Source organism: Pseudomonas carassii (genome assembly GCF_036324045.1).
Classification (GTDB): Bacteria; Pseudomonadota; Gammaproteobacteria; order Pseudomonadales; family Pseudomonadaceae; genus Aquipseudomonas; species Aquipseudomonas peradeniyensis.
Genome location: NZ_JAZDCT010000017.1, coordinates 82,250 through 97,284 on the forward strand (window position 1 = coordinate 82,250; position 15,035 = coordinate 97,284).

At 66.0% G+C, this 15,035-nt stretch carries 17 protein-coding genes; 7 read left to right on the top strand and 10 right to left on the bottom strand.

All coding sequences use genetic code 11. The features are described 5' to 3' along the window. Positions 1-166: 166 nt before the first annotated feature. Positions 167-1,108: a LysR substrate-binding domain-containing protein gene (locus V0R62_RS14575; RefSeq protein WP_330104229.1), complete on the bottom strand. Its 942-nt coding sequence runs from the start codon at positions 1,106-1,108 to the stop codon at positions 167-169. Positions 1,109-1,211: 103 nt separating this feature from the next. On the opposite strand from V0R62_RS14575, the gene V0R62_RS14580 reads away from it, so the two are divergent. From V0R62_RS14580 to V0R62_RS14590, 3 genes are all read left to right on the top strand, one after another. After that, the gene (locus V0R62_RS14580; protein ID WP_330104230.1) at positions 1,212-1,916 is read left to right on the top strand and encodes an SDR family oxidoreductase; all 705 of its coding nucleotides are present in this window, start codon (positions 1,212-1,214) and stop codon (positions 1,914-1,916) included. Between the two features lie 77 nt (positions 1,917-1,993). Continuing rightward, entirely contained in the window at positions 1,994-2,485 is a 492-nt protein-coding gene (locus V0R62_RS14585; RefSeq protein WP_330104231.1) for a GNAT family N-acetyltransferase, read from the top strand. A gap of 47 nt (positions 2,486-2,532) precedes the next feature. After that, the gene (locus V0R62_RS14590; RefSeq protein WP_186715179.1) at positions 2,533-2,886 is read left to right on the top strand and encodes an SH3 domain-containing protein; all 354 of its coding nucleotides are present in this window, start codon (positions 2,533-2,535) and stop codon (positions 2,884-2,886) included. A gap of 2 nt (positions 2,887-2,888) precedes the next feature. Here the strand turns inward: V0R62_RS14590 and V0R62_RS14595 are convergent, their stop codons facing one another. After that, positions 2,889-3,449 carry a cysteine hydrolase family protein gene (locus V0R62_RS14595; RefSeq protein ID WP_330104232.1) on the bottom strand — a complete coding sequence of 187 codons (561 nt, stop codon included), beginning with the start codon at positions 3,447-3,449 and terminating at the stop codon, positions 2,889-2,891. A gap of 597 nt (positions 3,450-4,046) precedes the next feature. On the opposite strand from V0R62_RS14595, the gene V0R62_RS14600 reads away from it, so the two are divergent. Continuing rightward, entirely contained in the window at positions 4,047-4,238 is a 192-nt protein-coding gene (locus V0R62_RS14600; RefSeq protein ID WP_028691846.1) for a hypothetical protein, read from the top strand. A 121-nt stretch (positions 4,239-4,359) separates the two neighbouring features. Here V0R62_RS14600 and V0R62_RS14605 read toward each other — a convergent pair whose 3' ends face one another. Continuing rightward, positions 4,360-5,277 (bottom strand): LysR family transcriptional regulator, encoded by a 918-nt coding sequence (locus V0R62_RS14605; RefSeq protein ID WP_330104233.1) that lies wholly within the window; start codon positions 5,275-5,277, stop codon positions 4,360-4,362. Between the two features lie 101 nt (positions 5,278-5,378). Between V0R62_RS14605 and V0R62_RS14610 the strand changes: the two genes are divergently transcribed. Continuing rightward, a complete protein-coding gene (locus tag V0R62_RS14610; RefSeq protein WP_330104234.1) occupies positions 5,379-6,140 on the top strand; it encodes a sulfite exporter TauE/SafE family protein in 762 nt (253 codons plus the stop codon). Between the two features lies 1 nt (position 6,141). Here V0R62_RS14610 and V0R62_RS14615 read toward each other — a convergent pair whose 3' ends face one another. From V0R62_RS14615 to V0R62_RS14630, 4 genes are all read right to left on the bottom strand, one after another. After that, positions 6,142-7,569, bottom strand: coding sequence for a GGDEF domain-containing protein (locus tag V0R62_RS14615; RefSeq protein ID WP_330104235.1), 1,428 nt, complete (start codon positions 7,567-7,569; stop codon positions 6,142-6,144). A gap of 115 nt (positions 7,570-7,684) precedes the next feature. Next, on the bottom strand, positions 7,685-9,514 hold the full coding sequence (locus V0R62_RS14620; RefSeq protein WP_330104236.1) for an SLC13 family permease: 1,830 nt from the start codon (positions 9,512-9,514) through the stop codon (positions 7,685-7,687). A 161-nt stretch (positions 9,515-9,675) separates the two neighbouring features. Then, positions 9,676-10,056 (bottom strand): glycine zipper domain-containing protein, encoded by a 381-nt coding sequence (locus V0R62_RS14625; protein WP_186733682.1) that lies wholly within the window; start codon positions 10,054-10,056, stop codon positions 9,676-9,678. A gap of 74 nt (positions 10,057-10,130) precedes the next feature. Then, on the bottom strand, positions 10,131-10,310 hold the full coding sequence (locus tag V0R62_RS14630) for a hypothetical protein (RefSeq protein WP_046855050.1): 180 nt from the start codon (positions 10,308-10,310) through the stop codon (positions 10,131-10,133). Positions 10,311-10,487: 177 nt separating this feature from the next. Here V0R62_RS14630 and V0R62_RS14635 point away from each other — a divergent pair, with 177 nt between their 5' ends. Beyond that, positions 10,488-10,838 (top strand): hypothetical protein, encoded by a 351-nt coding sequence (locus V0R62_RS14635; protein ID WP_330104237.1) that lies wholly within the window; start codon positions 10,488-10,490, stop codon positions 10,836-10,838. Positions 10,839-10,860: 22 nt separating this feature from the next. Here V0R62_RS14635 and V0R62_RS14640 read toward each other — a convergent pair whose 3' ends face one another. Further along, entirely contained in the window at positions 10,861-11,895 is a 1,035-nt protein-coding gene (locus V0R62_RS14640; protein ID WP_330104238.1) for a PAS domain-containing protein, read from the bottom strand. Between the two features lie 136 nt (positions 11,896-12,031). Here V0R62_RS14640 and V0R62_RS14645 point away from each other — a divergent pair, with 136 nt between their 5' ends. Further along, positions 12,032-12,853, top strand: a complete 822-nt coding sequence (locus V0R62_RS14645; RefSeq protein WP_330104239.1) for a class I SAM-dependent methyltransferase — start codon at positions 12,032-12,034, stop codon at positions 12,851-12,853. Positions 12,854-13,011: 158 nt separating this feature from the next. Here the strand turns inward: V0R62_RS14645 and V0R62_RS14650 are convergent, their stop codons facing one another. Both V0R62_RS14650 and V0R62_RS14655 read right to left on the bottom strand, forming a co-directional pair. Continuing rightward, positions 13,012-13,779: an SDR family oxidoreductase gene (locus tag V0R62_RS14650; RefSeq protein ID WP_330104240.1), complete on the bottom strand. Its 768-nt coding sequence runs from the start codon at positions 13,777-13,779 to the stop codon at positions 13,012-13,014. A gap of 27 nt (positions 13,780-13,806) precedes the next feature. Beyond that, positions 13,807-14,874 (bottom strand): phosphotransferase family protein, encoded by a 1,068-nt coding sequence (locus V0R62_RS14655; RefSeq protein WP_330104241.1) that lies wholly within the window; start codon positions 14,872-14,874, stop codon positions 13,807-13,809. Positions 14,875-15,035: the final 161 nt, after the last annotated feature.

A 15,035-nucleotide genomic window follows, 5' to 3' on the forward strand; every position in this document is an offset into this window, starting at 1 on the left:
TGTATCGGGAGGCGGTTGGTACACAGAAAGCTACAAAAGGGCAGGGCTTCGTGAGCAGTTTCAGCTATCGGCGTGGGAGCGGGCTTGCCCCGCGATGCAGTGGATGGCACCGGCCATGCCGGTGATCGCGGGGCAAGCCCGCTCCCACGCAGACCTCGCTAGCCCGCTAAATCAGAACGTTGTGATTTGGGCGTTCTTGGGTTTCATCGTTCGCCTGGGCCTGCAACCAGCGCACCACCTGCTCGGCGGCTGAGCCTGCCTGCGGAGCATGCCCGGCGAGCAGGTGGAAGCCGGCATTGCTGTGCAGCTCATGGCCCTCCAGGGCCAGCACCAAGGTGCCGGCCTTGAGGGCATTTTCCACCAGCAGGCGGGGCACCAGGGCGATGCCCATACCTTGCTCGGCGGCCTCGATGGCGAGGATGGTCTGGGAGAACACTGGGCCGTTGAAGCGCACGCCGGGCAGCGCGTAGTGATCGAACCAGCGCTTCCAGTTGTTGTGGCTGTCGGAGATCAGCGGCTGCTGCGCCAGATCCCCGGCTTGCCGCCAAGGGCGCTCGCCGCGCAGTGCCGGCGCACACACCGGCACCGCCACGCCGGGCAGCAGGGGCAGGGCGTAGGCGTCGGCGAAGGGCGGCGCTCCCCAGCGCACGGCCAGGTCGACGGCGCCCTTGCCGTTCAGAGGGCGGGTACTGTCGGAGGCGTCGATCATCAGCGCCACCTGCGGGTGGGCCTGGGCCAGCAGGCCCAGGCGCGGGATCAGCCAGCGGCTGGCGAAGGCGGGAGTGGTGCTGAGCAGGATCTGCCGGGGATCGCGCTGGCTGTCGCGCTCCAGCAGTTCGCCGGTGGCGTCCTCGATGATGTCCAGCGCCAGGCGCACGCGGGTCAGGTAGTCGGCGCCGTCCCGGTTGGGCCGCAGCCCCCGGGGCAGGCGCTCGAACAGTGGGCGGCCGAGCTTGTCCTCGAGGGTGCGCACCTGCTGGGCGACGGCGCCGGGGGTGACGTGCAGTTCGTCGGCGGCGGCGCGGAAGCTGCCCAGGCGGGCGGCGGCCTCGAAGGCCACCAGGTGGTTGACGATGGCGGGGGCGTTGCGTCGCTTGGGCGCGCTCATCCAGTAGATTTCCTGCAGGCTGCTGCCAGTATTTGTGATTGGTGCGGTCAGCCGGATTCTGGCTTCATGGGCCTACTTGATCAACTCCCCGAAGGAGCAGCGTATGTCTTCGCAGAAAGTCGCAATTATTACCGCAGGTGGCAGTGGCATGGGTGCCGAGGCCGCGCGGCGGCTGGCCGCCGATGGCTTCAGGGTGGCCATTTTGTCGTCGTCCGGCAAGGGCGAGGCGCTGGCGGCCGAGCTGGGCGGCATCGGCGTGACCGGCTCCAACCAGTCGGTAGAAGACCTGCAGCGTCTGGTGGATACCGTGATGCAGCAATGGAGGCGGGTCGATGTGCTGGTCAACAGCGCAGGCCATGGCCCGCGTGCGCCGGTTCTCGAGCTGAGCGACGACGACTGGCACCGTGGCATGGAGGTGTACTTCCTCAACGTGGTGCGCCCGACCCGCCTGGTGACGCCGATCATGCAGCGCCAGGGCGGCGGCGCCATCATTAACATCTCGACCTTCGCCACCTTCGAACCGGATCCTGCGTTCCCCACCTCCGGGGTGTTCCGTGCCGGGCTCGCGGCCTTCACCAAGCTGTTCGCCGACCGTTACGCGGCCGAGAACATCCGCATGAACAACGTGCTGCCGGGCTTTATCGACAGCTTGCCGGAGAAAGAGGAGTTCCGTAGCCGGATTCCCATGGAGCGGTACGGCAAGGCCGAGGAAATTGCGGCCACTGTCGCCTTCCTGGCCTCCGAGGGCGCGGGCTACATCACCGGGCAGAACCTGCGGGTCGATGGCGGCATCACCCGTTCGGTGTAACTGGCGTGGCGGGCATACAGCTGGGCGGCGACTTCCGTTAGCATGTCGCCCCTGTTTCCCGCTATCCGGATCCTCCCATGAGCACCCCGATGTTCCGCCAGGCCACGGCAACCGACGTGGACCGTTGCTACCAGATCGAGACCAGCGCCTACGAAGGCGACGAGGCCGCCACCCGGGAGAAGATCGCCACGCGTATCGCCCAGTACCCGGAGGGCTTCCTGGTGCTGGAGGCCGATGGCCAGGTGATCGGCTTCATCAACAGCGGTTGCGCCGAGCAGGTGGTGATGTCGGACGAGGCCTTCAAGGAGCTGGTCGGGCATGATCCGCTGGCGGCCAACGTGGTGATCATGTCGGTGGTGCTCGACCCTGCGTACCAGGGCCTGGGCCATGCCAGCCGGCTGATGGCGCGCTTCGTCGAGCAGATGCGCGAGCGCGGCAAGGCGACCATTCACCTGATGTGCAAGGAGCGGCATGTCGGGCTGTACGAGAAGATGGGCTACGCCTATGTACGCCCATCGGCCTCCGATCATGGGGGCATGGCCTGGCACGAAATGATCATGGTGCTCTGAAGGGCCTTCGACTAGCATCGACGCTTTTCGCAGCCAGGGAGAGGCCTGTGAATTACGTCGTGATTGCCGCACACCGCAGTGAGTATCCTGCGCCCATCACCTTCGCCCGAGGCACGTTGCTGGATATCGGCCAGCGTTACGAGGGTGACGAGCACTGGGAGGACTGGTACCTGTGCAGTTGCCAGGGTCAGGAACCGGGCTGGGTGCCCGGCCAGCTCATCGAGCGGCTGGGCGTCGGTCGGGGCAGGGCGGTGGAAGCCTATTCGGCCCATGAGCTGGACGTCGACCCCGGCCAGTCGCTGGAGGGCCTGCGGCCCCTGAATGGCTGGCTCTGGTGCCGTCGGGCAGGCAATGGGGAGCTGGGCTGGGTGCCGCTGGCGAAGCTGCGCCTGCAGGACTGAGCTCAGGCCATGGCCAGCACTGCCGCGCTGTCGAGAATCCGCGCATAGTCCATGGCCAGGTTGCCCAGGGTCAGGGTATGGACGTCCTCCGCCGGCCACAGTCGGCCTTGCAGGTCGTGCTGGTCGAAGGTGTAGCAGGCGTCGGCCACCACCCGCGTATCGAACCCCAGGTTGCCCGCCGAGCGCGCGGTCGATTCCACTGAGTTGTTGGTGATCACGCCGACGATGACCAGTTGGCTGATGCCGCGCTGGTGCAGCCAGCGTTCAAGGCCACTGTTGCAGAAGGCGTCGGGCACGTGTTTTTCGAACACGGTTTCGCTGGCCTGCGGGCTGAAGGCGGGCTGGAACTCGCAACCGGGTTGGCCCGGCCAGAACACCGAATCCGGATCACGGGAGATGTGGCGAACGTGTATCACCGGGCGACGACTTGCGCGCCAGACGGCGAGGAGTTCGCTGATGCGCTGTTCGGCTTCAGGGTTGTTGCGACGGCCCAGGCGTGGGTGGTTGATGCCGTTCTGCATGTCGATGATCAGCAGGGCGGCGTTGCTGGCGAGCGCAGTCATCTCCGGGAGTTCTCCTTGTCTGGGCTTCGGACCGTAGCACAGGTGTGTTGCTGGCGAGGATGTCATCGCGGGGCAAGCCCGCTCCCACGTCGATCGCGTTGGCCTCAAGGTGTGCGCCCCGCGATGGGGGGAATCACCATCTGATCCGCTTTTTTTCCACGAACCTGAATCTGTAACCGTATCAGCCGCTGCCGGAAAATACGTCCAGGCCCAGCCTTCCAACCCGGTGTGCGCTGGGCAGGCTGCCCCGCTGCACTGCCGCAGCGGCCAGCCCCGCCGTTACGTCATCACACTGTAGAGGTTCCGATGGGCAAGCTCGCGCTGTTTCTGGGTGGTTTTCTGCTGCTGACTATCATGATTGGCCTGCTGGGCACCATTCCGCCAAGCTGAGCCGTAAAATTTTCCTGTCCTGGCCCGCCTGGCGCAATGGCGGGCCAGACACATCCCCAGGTATTACCCCGCCCCCTGGCCGCAGTCGTCTAGACAAGCGGTAGCTGCAAGTCGTTCTCAAGTACAAGTCGCTCGTGTAATCTCGCGCCCCCAATCCCAGGGCCCGGGTACACGGGCCGTTTACTTGCCTTGGAGACAATACACACTATGGAATGCAAGAAAGGCACTGCAGCGATGCTGGAGTGGCGCGGTCGTTTTCTCGGTGAGGGCATCCTCCACGAAGCGGACTACGATCAGGCACTGCGCCGTGCCGAAGAGTTGGAGCGTTCCGGTGTGATCAGCGCAAGCGAATGGATCGAATTGGTCAAGCTGGCCAATGCGGCCTTGCTGCGCTTGTAAAAATTCCTTCAAGGCTTGCTGAAACTGTCCACAAAAATCGTGGGTAGGTCTGTGGATAAAGCGCTACAGGCCACTGTTTTCAAGGTCTCTGTCAGATTGAGCAGAAAGTGAGCAGCTCGGATCAGGGCTGTTCCCCACCCCGCGAGCCGGCCTCGCGCAGGGCCTGCAGCAGTTCGCGGACCTTCGCCGGCAGGTCGCCGGCCGGGTACACGGCATGCATCTGTGGGTCCTGCCCGGTGCTGGATGTCAGATGGTAGTCGGGGCAGACCCGCACCAGGCGTCCGGCGCGCACTTCTGGCTCCCCCAGCCAATCCGCCAGCCGGGCGATACCCGCTCCCGCCAGGGTGCTCTGCAGCACCGCCACCCCAGAGCCCAGGCGCAGGCGTGGTCGTGGGCGCAGGCTGACGATGCGTCCGTCCTTGTTGAAATGCCAGGCCTTCAGGATGCGCGGCGCGGTATGCAGGATCAGCGCATGCTGCTCCAGGTCCTCAAGCGCCTGGGGCGTGCCCGCCTGTGCCAGGTACTGCGGGCTGGCATAAAGATGGCGGCGGTAGCGCCACAGGGGGTAGCCGATCAGCTCGCTGGATTGCGGGAAGGCGCCGCGGATCACGAAATCCAGCTTGCCCTGCAACGGGTCGAAGGCCTGGTCGCTGTACTGCACGTCGAGGGTGACGTGGGGGTGGCGGCGGGAAAACTCGGCCAGTACCGTCGGCAGTATCTGCTGGGCCAGCACCTCGGGCGCGGCCAAGCGAATCCAGCCCTGGGCGTCGCCGGTCAGCGCCGCCAGTTCGTCGGCGGCGTCCCGTTGCACATCCAGCAAGCGTTCGGCGTGAGGCAGTAGCCGTTCGCCGGCTTCGGTAAGGGATACCGAGCTGGCGCTGCGGTTGAACAGCTTGGCACCGCAGTTATCCTCCAGGGTCTGGACGGCCCGAGTTACCGCGCTGGGTGAGCGACCCAGGGCGCGGGCGGCGCTGACGAAGCTGCGCTTGTGCGCGACGCTGACGAACGCCTGTATTTCACGCAGCATGTCCAGTGCCATCGCGGGGTTCCTTGTTGCAGTTTTCGCAATATGGCATTTCAACACAAGCGCGCCGCTTTGATTAGTCTGGCAGCCTGTTTTGTGCCGCCCGGACCCCCGAGATGATGGATATCGCCCTGCTTTCGCTGTTCGCCTTCGCCGCTGGCCTGATCGACGCCGCCGTGGGAGGCGGCGGGTTGATCCAGATCCCGGCGCTGTTCAACGTGCTGCCCAACGCCCAGCCGGCGGCGTTGCTGGGCAGCAACAAGTTGGCCTCGGTGTGCGGCACCACCTTTGCGGCGCGTTCGTTCATCCGCAAGGTCAAGCTGGACTGGGGGCTGATCGTGCCGGCGGCGCTGAGCGCCTTTGTCATGTCGTTCTTCGGCGCGGCCACCGTGTCGCTGGTGCCGGCCAGCGTGATGCGGCCGATGGTCCTGGTGCTGATCGTGCTGATGGCCATCTACACCTTTTGCAAGAAGGACTTCGGCACCTTGCACAAACCCAGGGTGATCGGCCGCAAGGAACAGTGCCTGGCGGTGCTGATCGGCGGCGCCATCGGCTTCTATGACGGATTGTTCGGGCCAGGCACCGGCAGCTTCCTGATCTTCCTGTTCATCCGCTTCTTTGCCCTGGATTTCCTGCATGCCTCGGCTTCGGCCAAGCTGGTCAACATCGCCACCAACCTGGCCGCGCTGGTGTTCTTCATTCCGTCGGGCAATGTGCTGTGGGCCATCGCGCTGCCGATGGCGCTGTTCAACATTCTCGGCGCGCTGACCGGCACCTGGCTGGCGGTGCGCAAGGGTGCCGGGTTCGTGCGCGGTCTGTTCCTGGTGTTGCTGTGCGTGCTGATCGCCAAGCTGAGCTGGGACCTGCTGGCCGGCTGAGTCACACCACCTGGCGCTGCCCCTCGGCCTGCTCGACCCGGTTGCGGCCCTGGGCCTTGGCCCGGTAGAGCGCCTGGTCGGCGCTGGCCAGCAGTTCGTCGAGACTCGGCGCCGGAGTGTCGGCGGCGCAGCCGGTCAGACCGATGCTGACGGTGATCCGCAGCGGCTGTTCGGGTTGCGCGATGCGCAGGTCCTGCACTGCCCGGCGCAGGCGCTCGGCGGTGAACCTGGCCAGCTCCGGCGCCAGCCCCGGCACGACGATGACGAACTCTTCGCCGCCCAGGCGGGCGAACAGTTCGCCGTCGTGCAGCTGGTCCTGCAGGGTCATGGCAAACTGGCGCAGCACCTGGTCGCCGACCCCGTGGCCGTGGCGGTCGTTGATGGTCTTGAAGTGATCGATGTCGAGCATCATCAGGGTCAGCGGTGTTTGCGGCGCTTGCTGGCGGCTGTCCAGCAGGGCGTTGGCGCGGCGGGTGAAGGCGCTGCGGGTGAGGGTGCCGGTGAGGTGGTCGACGGTCGCCTGATGGGCCAGGCGCGCCATCAGGCTGCGGTTGGCGCTGCTGACGCAGGCCAGCACCAGCGGGCCGAGCACCAGCATGGCGATGCCCAGGCGCGCCGACATCAGGGTGGTGACCCCCGATTCGCTTTGCGGAATGCTGAAGTGCATGAGGTTCTGCGCCACGGCGATGATCAGCGTGCTGCCGGCGGTGAGGGCCAGCAGCGCCACCAGGAACGGCGAGTAGCTGAGCGCGCACCACAGCAGCGCGGCGATCGGGAAGGCGATGGCCCCGGGGCCGCCGAAGACGATGCTGACCGCCAGCGAGGCCAGCAGCACCAGCAGCGGCGCCAGGCGGATCGGCTGGCTGGCGCTGCCGTGGCCGCTCAGGGCGCGTGGCGAGGGGGCGGTGAGCAGCACGGGCAGAACCAGCACGCTGGTCGAGAACTGTTCGCTGAACCAGGCAAGCCAGGTGGCGCGCAGCGATTGTTCGAACCAGGGCGTGGCCATCACGCAGGCCAGGCTGGCGGCGACCATGGCACCGACCGTGCAGGCGCCGAACAGGCACAGGGTGCCGTGGGGCGTGCGCAGGCGTCGATGCACGCGTGGCAGGCGGGCCATCAGATACCAGATGCTGACGATGGCGCCGAGGTTGCACAGGTTGAACCACAGGGCCGGTTTCCAGGCACTGCCGCAGGCCAGGTCGGCGACCACCATGGCCAGGTAGATGACAGCGAAGCCGGAGGGGCTGGCCTGGCGGGGATTGCGCAGCAGCACCCCGGCGAGCACCGCGTTCACCGGCCAGAACAGCGACAGCGACTCGATGGGGCGGGCGAGGATGCCGGCCAGGGTCAAGGCCAGGGTCAGGCCGAACAGAATCAGCAGGGGCAGCAGGCGCGACGGGGCTGGTGACACCATGGGCTCGACCGACAAGCGAAGACGGAATCCAGGAAAACGGCCGTAGGCACCTGGGACGATTGTCTGTGAGTGTCTTTCAACTGCCCAATTGATGTCAATTCGCCGCAAATCGCCAGGATCGTGTTGCCGACTACAGGCCGAACACCCACGGCACCATCAGCACGGTGACCAGCATCACCAGCAGGGTGAAGGGCACCCCGATCTTGACGAAGTCGGCGAACTGGTACTGGCCGGGGCCCAGCACCAGGGTGTTGACCGGCGATGACACCGGTGTCATGAACGCCGCCGACGCCGCCAGGGCCACGGTCATGGCGAAGGGATAGGGCGACATGCCCAACTGCTGCGCGGTGCTGACCGCCACCGGGGCCATCAGCACCGCCGTCGCGGTGTTGGAGATGAACAGACCGATCAGCGCGGTGAGGGCGAACAGGCAGGCGAGGATCACGCTCGGCCCGGCGCCGCCGAGGGTGCTGACCAAGGCGCCGACGGCCAGGTCGATGCCGCCGGTCTTCTGCAGGGCCAGGGCGAAGGGCAGCATGCCGACAATCAGCACCAGGCTCTGCCAGTGGATGGCGCGGTAGGCGCTGTTCATGTCGATGCAGCGGCCGGCGCCCATCAGCAGGCAGCCGATCAGGGCGGCGATGACGTTGGGCACCAGGCCGCTGACCATCAGCCCGACCATCACCGCCAGGCTGATCAGCGCGTAGGGCGCGCGGGCGCGGGCCGGGGCGACCTGGTCGATTTCCGCCGGCAGGCTCAGTACCAGGAAGTCGCGGGGCTTGCCCTGCAGTTGGCGCACCGCCTTCCACGGGCCGACCACCAGCAGGGTGTCGCCCAGGCGCAGTTTTTCTTCCACCAGTTGCCCTTCGATCGCCTGCTGGTCGCGGCGCAGGCCGACCACGTTGAGGTCGTAGCGGGTGCGGAACGTCAGCTCGAGGAGGGTCTTGCCGATCAGTTGCGAGCCCGGAGGCAGAGAGATTTCGGCCATGCCCACTTCCTGGGACTGGTCGATGAAATAGGCCGCCTTGAAGTGCAGGGGTTCGAGCAGCATCGACTGGCACAGGCTGCGCAGGTCGTCACGATTGGCGAAAAGGTCCAGCAGCAGCACGTCGTCCTGTTGCAGCAGGGTGCCGGAGTCGGCGGGGATCACCCGGGTGGTGAATTTGTGCTGGCGCTCGATGCCGATCACGTTGGCGCCGTGGCGAGTGCGCAGTTCCAGCTCGCCCAGGGTGTGGCCGATCAGCGGCGAATGGGGGCGGATGCGCAGGCGCCGCTCGCGGCCGCTGAGCTTGTAGTCCAGCACCAGGTCGAGCAGGGTGCGGCGGCTCTCGACGCGGCCGTCCTTGCGCACCTCGCCGTTGAGCCAGTGGCGGGTCAGCAGCATGTAGCCGATGCCCAGCACCAGTACCACCAGGCCGAAAGGGGTGAAGCTGAAAAAGCCGAAGCCGCTTTCGCCATGGCGCACCAGCTCGCTGTGCACCACCACGTTCGGCGGGGTCGCCACCAGGCTGAGCATGCCGCTGATCAGGCCGGCGAAGCTCAGCGGCATCATCAGCCGGCTGGGCGAAAGCTGCAGGCGCGCGGCGATGCTCAGCACCACCGGGATGAAGATCGCCACCACGCCGGTAGAGCTCATCACCGAGCCCAGGCCGGCCACCGCCACCATCAGCAGCACCAGCAGACGCGCCTCGCTGTTGCCGGCGCGCTCGCTCATCCATTCGCCGATGCGGTAGGCGATGCCGGTGCGCACCAGCCCTTCGCCGATCACGAACAGCGCGGCGATCAGCACCACGTTGGGATCGCTGAAACCGGCCAGGGCCTGCTCGACGGTGAGGATGCCGGACAGCGGCAGCGCGAGGATCACCAGCAGGGCGACCACGTCCATGCGCGGACGGTTGATGATGAACAGGACGACGACGACGGCCAGCAGGCCTAGGACCCAGAGCAGCTCATGGTTCATGGGGAGGGGATGTTCCTTCACACAGGGGCACGAAAGGCGATGGCCCTAGTGTGGCAGCTTGACGCGAATGCGTCGTTGACGTGCTGCAGTGTTTTGCCGGGGATTGCCCAGCCCTATGGGAGCGTAAAGCCGCTCGCAGGGCTGGGCGATCGCCTGCAGGATCAGTGGCGATGCTTGTGTTTGCGGTTGTTGTCGCCCATGTGGTTGCCGATCGCGCCGCCCGCCGCGCCGCCCAGGCCTGCGCCGATGGTCGAACCGGTGGAACCGCCGAGCTTGCCGCCGATCAGCGAGCCACCGGCCGAACCCAGGCCACCGCCGATGGCGGCTTCGGCCCGGTTGCCCTTGCGTGCGCCCACCGCGCTGCCGGCCGCGCCGCCCAGGCCCGCGCCGATGGCCGCGCCAGTGCTGCCGCCGATCTGTTTGCCGACAACGTTGCCCAGGGCGCCGCCCAGGCCGCCGCCAATGGCTGCGGTGCCGTCACCGGCGAAGGCGCCCTGGCAGAGCAGCAGGCCGAGGGCGAGGGAAGGCAGAGTCAGACGCATGTTATGAACCTCAGGGGAATCATCAGGGGTAGGGTGCCGCGTGGTTGGCGGCGAGTCAGGGTTTGAAAGACGCTTCAGCGGTAGTAGCGGTCACGGTACTGGCGGTCGTCATCGTCACGGTCGTGGCGATGGTGATGACGGTGGCCGCGGTCACGGTCGCGCCAGCCGTCGTCATCGTCGTGGTAGTGGTTGCTGTAGCAGCCACCGAGCAGCAGCAGGGTGGCGACCATCGAAAGGCTTGCAAGGCGTTTCATCACGTTATAGGTCCTTGATCCGCAACGGTTTACGCGGTACCTCCTGTGACCTGTGGCGATCGATTTGGTTCTTTGCCGCGCAAACTTTTATCGCGACGGCGATGAGCGGCATGAGCGATTCCCCGGCCGGCCCGGCAGTGCTAGAGTCAGCTTCTTTTTTTGTCCCGAGGATGGAACATGCGAGCAATTCTGCCGATCACCGTGGCGCTGCTGCTGGCAGGCTGTGCATCGTCGACCATGGAAGCGGCGCGCAACGGCTCGCCCACCGCACGCCTGGATTCGCACAAGACGCCGGACCTGGTCGCCCAGTGCATCCAGTTCAGCTGGCAGGAAGAGAAGACCTTCGGGGTCGATGCCAGCGGCTACCTGGAGGCACGCAAGCAGGGCGGGTTCACGGTCTATACCCGGGAGGCGGAGTCGTTCGTCGATGTCTACGCCCAAGCGGGGGGCACGCGGGTGGACTATTACGCGCTGAAGAATGACGGCGTGGCCTTGCAGCGCCGGGCGGCGGCGGCCACCTGCCTGTAATGCCTGGGCGCGGGTCGACTAGTTAGCCTGGTTGTGCCTCGCGCTCGGCGGTGATGTCCTCGAACACGCTGATCAGATGCTCCGGCTGCCCGTCGGCGCGCCGTTCCAGCGAGGTGCGCGCCCGTACCCAGATATAGCGCCCGCTCTTGTGGCGCACGCGTTTTTGCACCTCGTAACGCTCGATCTCGCCGGCCAGCATGCGCTGCAGCAACGCCAGGTTGCCCGGCAGGTCGTCGGGATGAGTGATCTGCTGGAAGGTCGTGCCGTACAGCTCGTCCTCGCGATAGCCCAGCAGCTCGCAGAAGCTGCCGTTGACCCGCTGCCAGCTGCCATCCGGGTCGATGTAGGCCAGCGCGCCCCAGGCCAGTTCGAAGATGGTGCGAAAACGCGCCTCGCTCTGGCGCAGTTCTTCTTCGGCCACCTTGCGCTCGGTGTTGTCCATGCTGATGCCGACCATCTTCACCGGGCGCCCGACGCTGTCACGCAGCACCGTGGCGCGCGAGGCGATCCAGCGCTGGCCACCGTCTGGGCGGGTGATGCGAAAATCGCATTCGCAGCCGGTGCCGTCGGCCACCGCCTGGGCATACATGCCCTGCATGTGGCGGGCGTCATCGGCGTGGATGTGTTCCCAGAAGTCCTCGTTGCGGCGCAACGGCCAGCCATACACCGCCTCGACGTTGGGCGAGTAGGTCACTTCGTCGGTGACCAGGTTCCACTCCCAGGTGACGATGCGCGCGCCTTCCTGGGCCAGCTTCATGCGTGTCTCGCTTTCCATGATTTCGGCGGTGTAGCGGCGGCGCACGTCGGTCATCGGTAGCTCGACCACCTCGGCCTGCTGCACGCTGTGCAGGGCTTCCTCGCCGTAGCGCAGCCAGATCCAGTTGACCTTGAGCAGGTCGGCCAGGCGGCGCAGGTTGTCGTAGTCGATCTCGCCGCCGCGGGTCCACTTGTGCACCGCCGTGCGCGAGATTCCCAGCGCCGTGCCCACGGCCTGCAGGGTCAGCTTGTGGTGTTCGAGCAGTTCCTTGAGGCGAAAGGCGAAGCTGTTTTCGGTCATGGGCGCTGGATCCTTGGGCGGGCACGAAGCGGGCAGTATACCCGAGCCGTCAACTTCTGGTTGACGGGGTGGTTGCCGGGTTGGCCAGGGCCGGTTAACGTGGCGCCTGACTCACTCAGGACAGGGAAGCACCGCTATGAGCCGATCACTGGAACTCAACCGCGCCAGCTGGGACGAGCGCGCACCAATACACGCCGCCTCCGGGGATTACGAAGTCGAGCGCTTCGTCGCCGAGCCCGGGCACCTGTCCGAGGTGGTGCGCTTCGACCTGCCGCGCCTGGGTGATATCCACGGCCTGCGCGCGGTGCACCTGCAATGCCATATCGGCACCGACACCCTGTCGCTGGCGCGCCTGGGCGCCGAGGTCTGCGGCCTGGATTTCTCCGCGGCGTCCCTTGCTCAGGCGCGCCAGTTGGCCGAGCGCTGTGGCGCGGGCATCGCCTATGTCGAATCGGACGTCTATCAGGCCGCGCAGGTACTGCCTGCTGGGGCTTTCGACCTGGTCTACACCGGCATCGGCGCGCTGTGCTGGCTGCCGAGCATCGAGCGCTGGGCGCAGACCGTGGCGGCTTTGCTCAAGCCGGGCGGGCGGCTGTTCCTGCGCGACGGCCACCCGATGCTGATGGCCGTGAACGAGGACCACCAGGACCGCCTGCAACTGGAGTACCCGTACTTCGAGCGCGAGGCGCCGACGGTGTGGCACAGCGACGAGACCTACGTCGAGACCGACCAGGCCCTGACCCAGACCGAAACCCATGAGTGGAACCATGGCCTGGGCGAGGTGATCACCGCGTTGCTGAACAATGGCCTGCGCATTACCGGCCTGGAAGAGCACCAGAGCATCCCCTGGGAGGCGCTGCCGGGGCAGATGACGCTGGGCGATGACGGCGAGTGGCGCCTGAACGAGGCGCCGTGGCGGTTGCCGCTGAGCTATACGTTGCAGGCGGTCAAGGGATAGATCCGCGGGTTGCGCCGTCCCTGTAGGAGCGGCCTTGTGTCGCGAAAGGGGCGCGCAGCGGCCCCAGGATTTCAGCGCTGATGCAAAGATCGCGGGGCTGCTTTGCAGCCCTTTCGCGACACAAGGCCGCTCCTACACAGGGCGTGCATGAATCCGGATCAGGACAGGAACCCACCATCGACATTGAGCGCGGTGCCGGTGGTATAGCTGGAGGCATCGCTGGCCAGATACAGCACCGCGCCGGCCATCTCGCTCGGGTCGGCCACGCGCTTGAGCGGGATCTGCTGCAGCGCGGCGTTGCGGATGCTGTCGTTCTTCACCAGCGCCGAGGCGAACTTGGTGTCGGTCAGCCCCGGCAGCAGAGCGTTGCAGCGGATGCCGAACTGCGCGCACTCCTTGGCGAAGACCTTGGTCATGTTGATCACCGCTGCCTTGGTCACCGAGTAGATGCCCTGGAACAGCCCGGGCGAGACGCCATTGATCGAGGCCACGTTGATGATGCTGCCGCCGCCGTGCTCGCGCATCAGCTTGCCGGCTTCCACCGACATGAAGAAGTAGCCGCGGATGTTGACGTCGACGGTCTTCTGGAATGCTCCCAGGTCGGTGTCCAGGACGTTGCAGAACTGCGGGTTGGTGGCGGCGTTGTTGACCAGGATGTCGAGGCGGCCGAACTGTTCGCGGATGCCGGCGAACACCTGCTGGATCTGCTCCATCTCGCCGATGTGGCAGGCCACCGCGGTGGCCTTGCCGCCGGCGGCGACGATCGCCTCGGCCACCTGCTGGCAGCCGTCGAGCTTGCGGCTGGAGACGATCACATGGGCACCCTGCTGGGCCAGCAGTTGAGCGATGGCTTCGCCGATGCCACGGCTGGCGCCGGAAACGAAGGCGATCTTGCCGTCGAGGTCGAACAGGTGGGTCTTGGACATGCGCGTATTCCTTGTTGTCTGCCGAAGTTACAGGCTGGATTTGCCGATCAGTTGCAGGCTCATCTGCTCCAGCAGCCGGTTCATGTGGATGAACTGGGCGAAGCGCTTGTCCTGGGTCTGGCCGTGGAAGAAGCGGTAGTAGATCTGCTGGACGATGCCGGCCAGGCGGAATAGCCCGTAGCAATAATAGAAGTCGAAGTTGTCGATGCGGATGCCAGCGCGCTCGGCGTAGTAGTCGACGAACTGCTGGCGAGTGAGCATGCCGGGGGCGTTGCTCGGCTGGCGGCGCATCAGTTGCACCGGCGCCGGGTCGCCGGCCTCGATCCAGTAGGCCAGGCTGTTGCCCAGGTCCATCAAAGGGTCGCCGATGGTGGCCATCTCCCAGTCCAGTACGCCGATGATGCGCATCGGGTTGGCGCTGTCGAGGATGACGTTGTCGAAGCGGTAGTCGTTGTGCACGATGCCCGGGCGCGGGTGGTCGGCGGGCATCTTCTCGCGTAGCCAGGCGATCACCTGCTCCCAGCGCGGCGCGTCGGGCGTCAGGGCTTTTTCGTAGCGGCTGACCCAGCCTTCGATCTGGCGCTGCACATAGCCTTCCGGTCTGCCCAGGTCGGCCAGGCCACAGGCCTGGTAGTCCACCTGGTGCAGCTCGACCAGGCGGTCGATGAAGCTCTTGCACAGGGCTTCGGTGCGGCCGGTGTCCAGGTCCAATTCGGCGGGGATGTCCGAACGCAGAATGATGCCGTTGACCCGTTCCATCACATAGAACTCGCCGCCGATCAGCGACTCGTCGGTGCAGTGCACGTAGGCCTTGGGGCAATAGGGGAAGCCGGCGTTGAGCTGGTTGAGGATGCGAAACTCACGGCCCATGTCGTGGGCCGATTTGGCCTTGTGGCCGAACGGCGGGCGGCGCAGCACGAATTCCCGGTTCGGGTAGCTGACCAGGTAGGTCAGGTTGGAGGCGCCGCCGGGGAACTGGCTGATGTTCGGGGTGCCCGCGAGACCGGGAATGTGATCCTTGAGGTACGGATCGATGACGGCCGCGTCGAGTTCTTCGCCGGGGCGTACCTGGGTGGACTGGTCGGTGAGCGTCATGCGATTTCCTTATGATCAGTAGCAAGGACTATTGGCTAATCTAATTTCCTGTCGAAGCTGGTACAAGCGTGCCAGACGCTTATTGGCCTGGGTGTTGCCGGGCGATCAATGGCCCTGATGGGCGGGCCTTGCGGCAGGCGAAAAAAAACCGAAGCCCATCA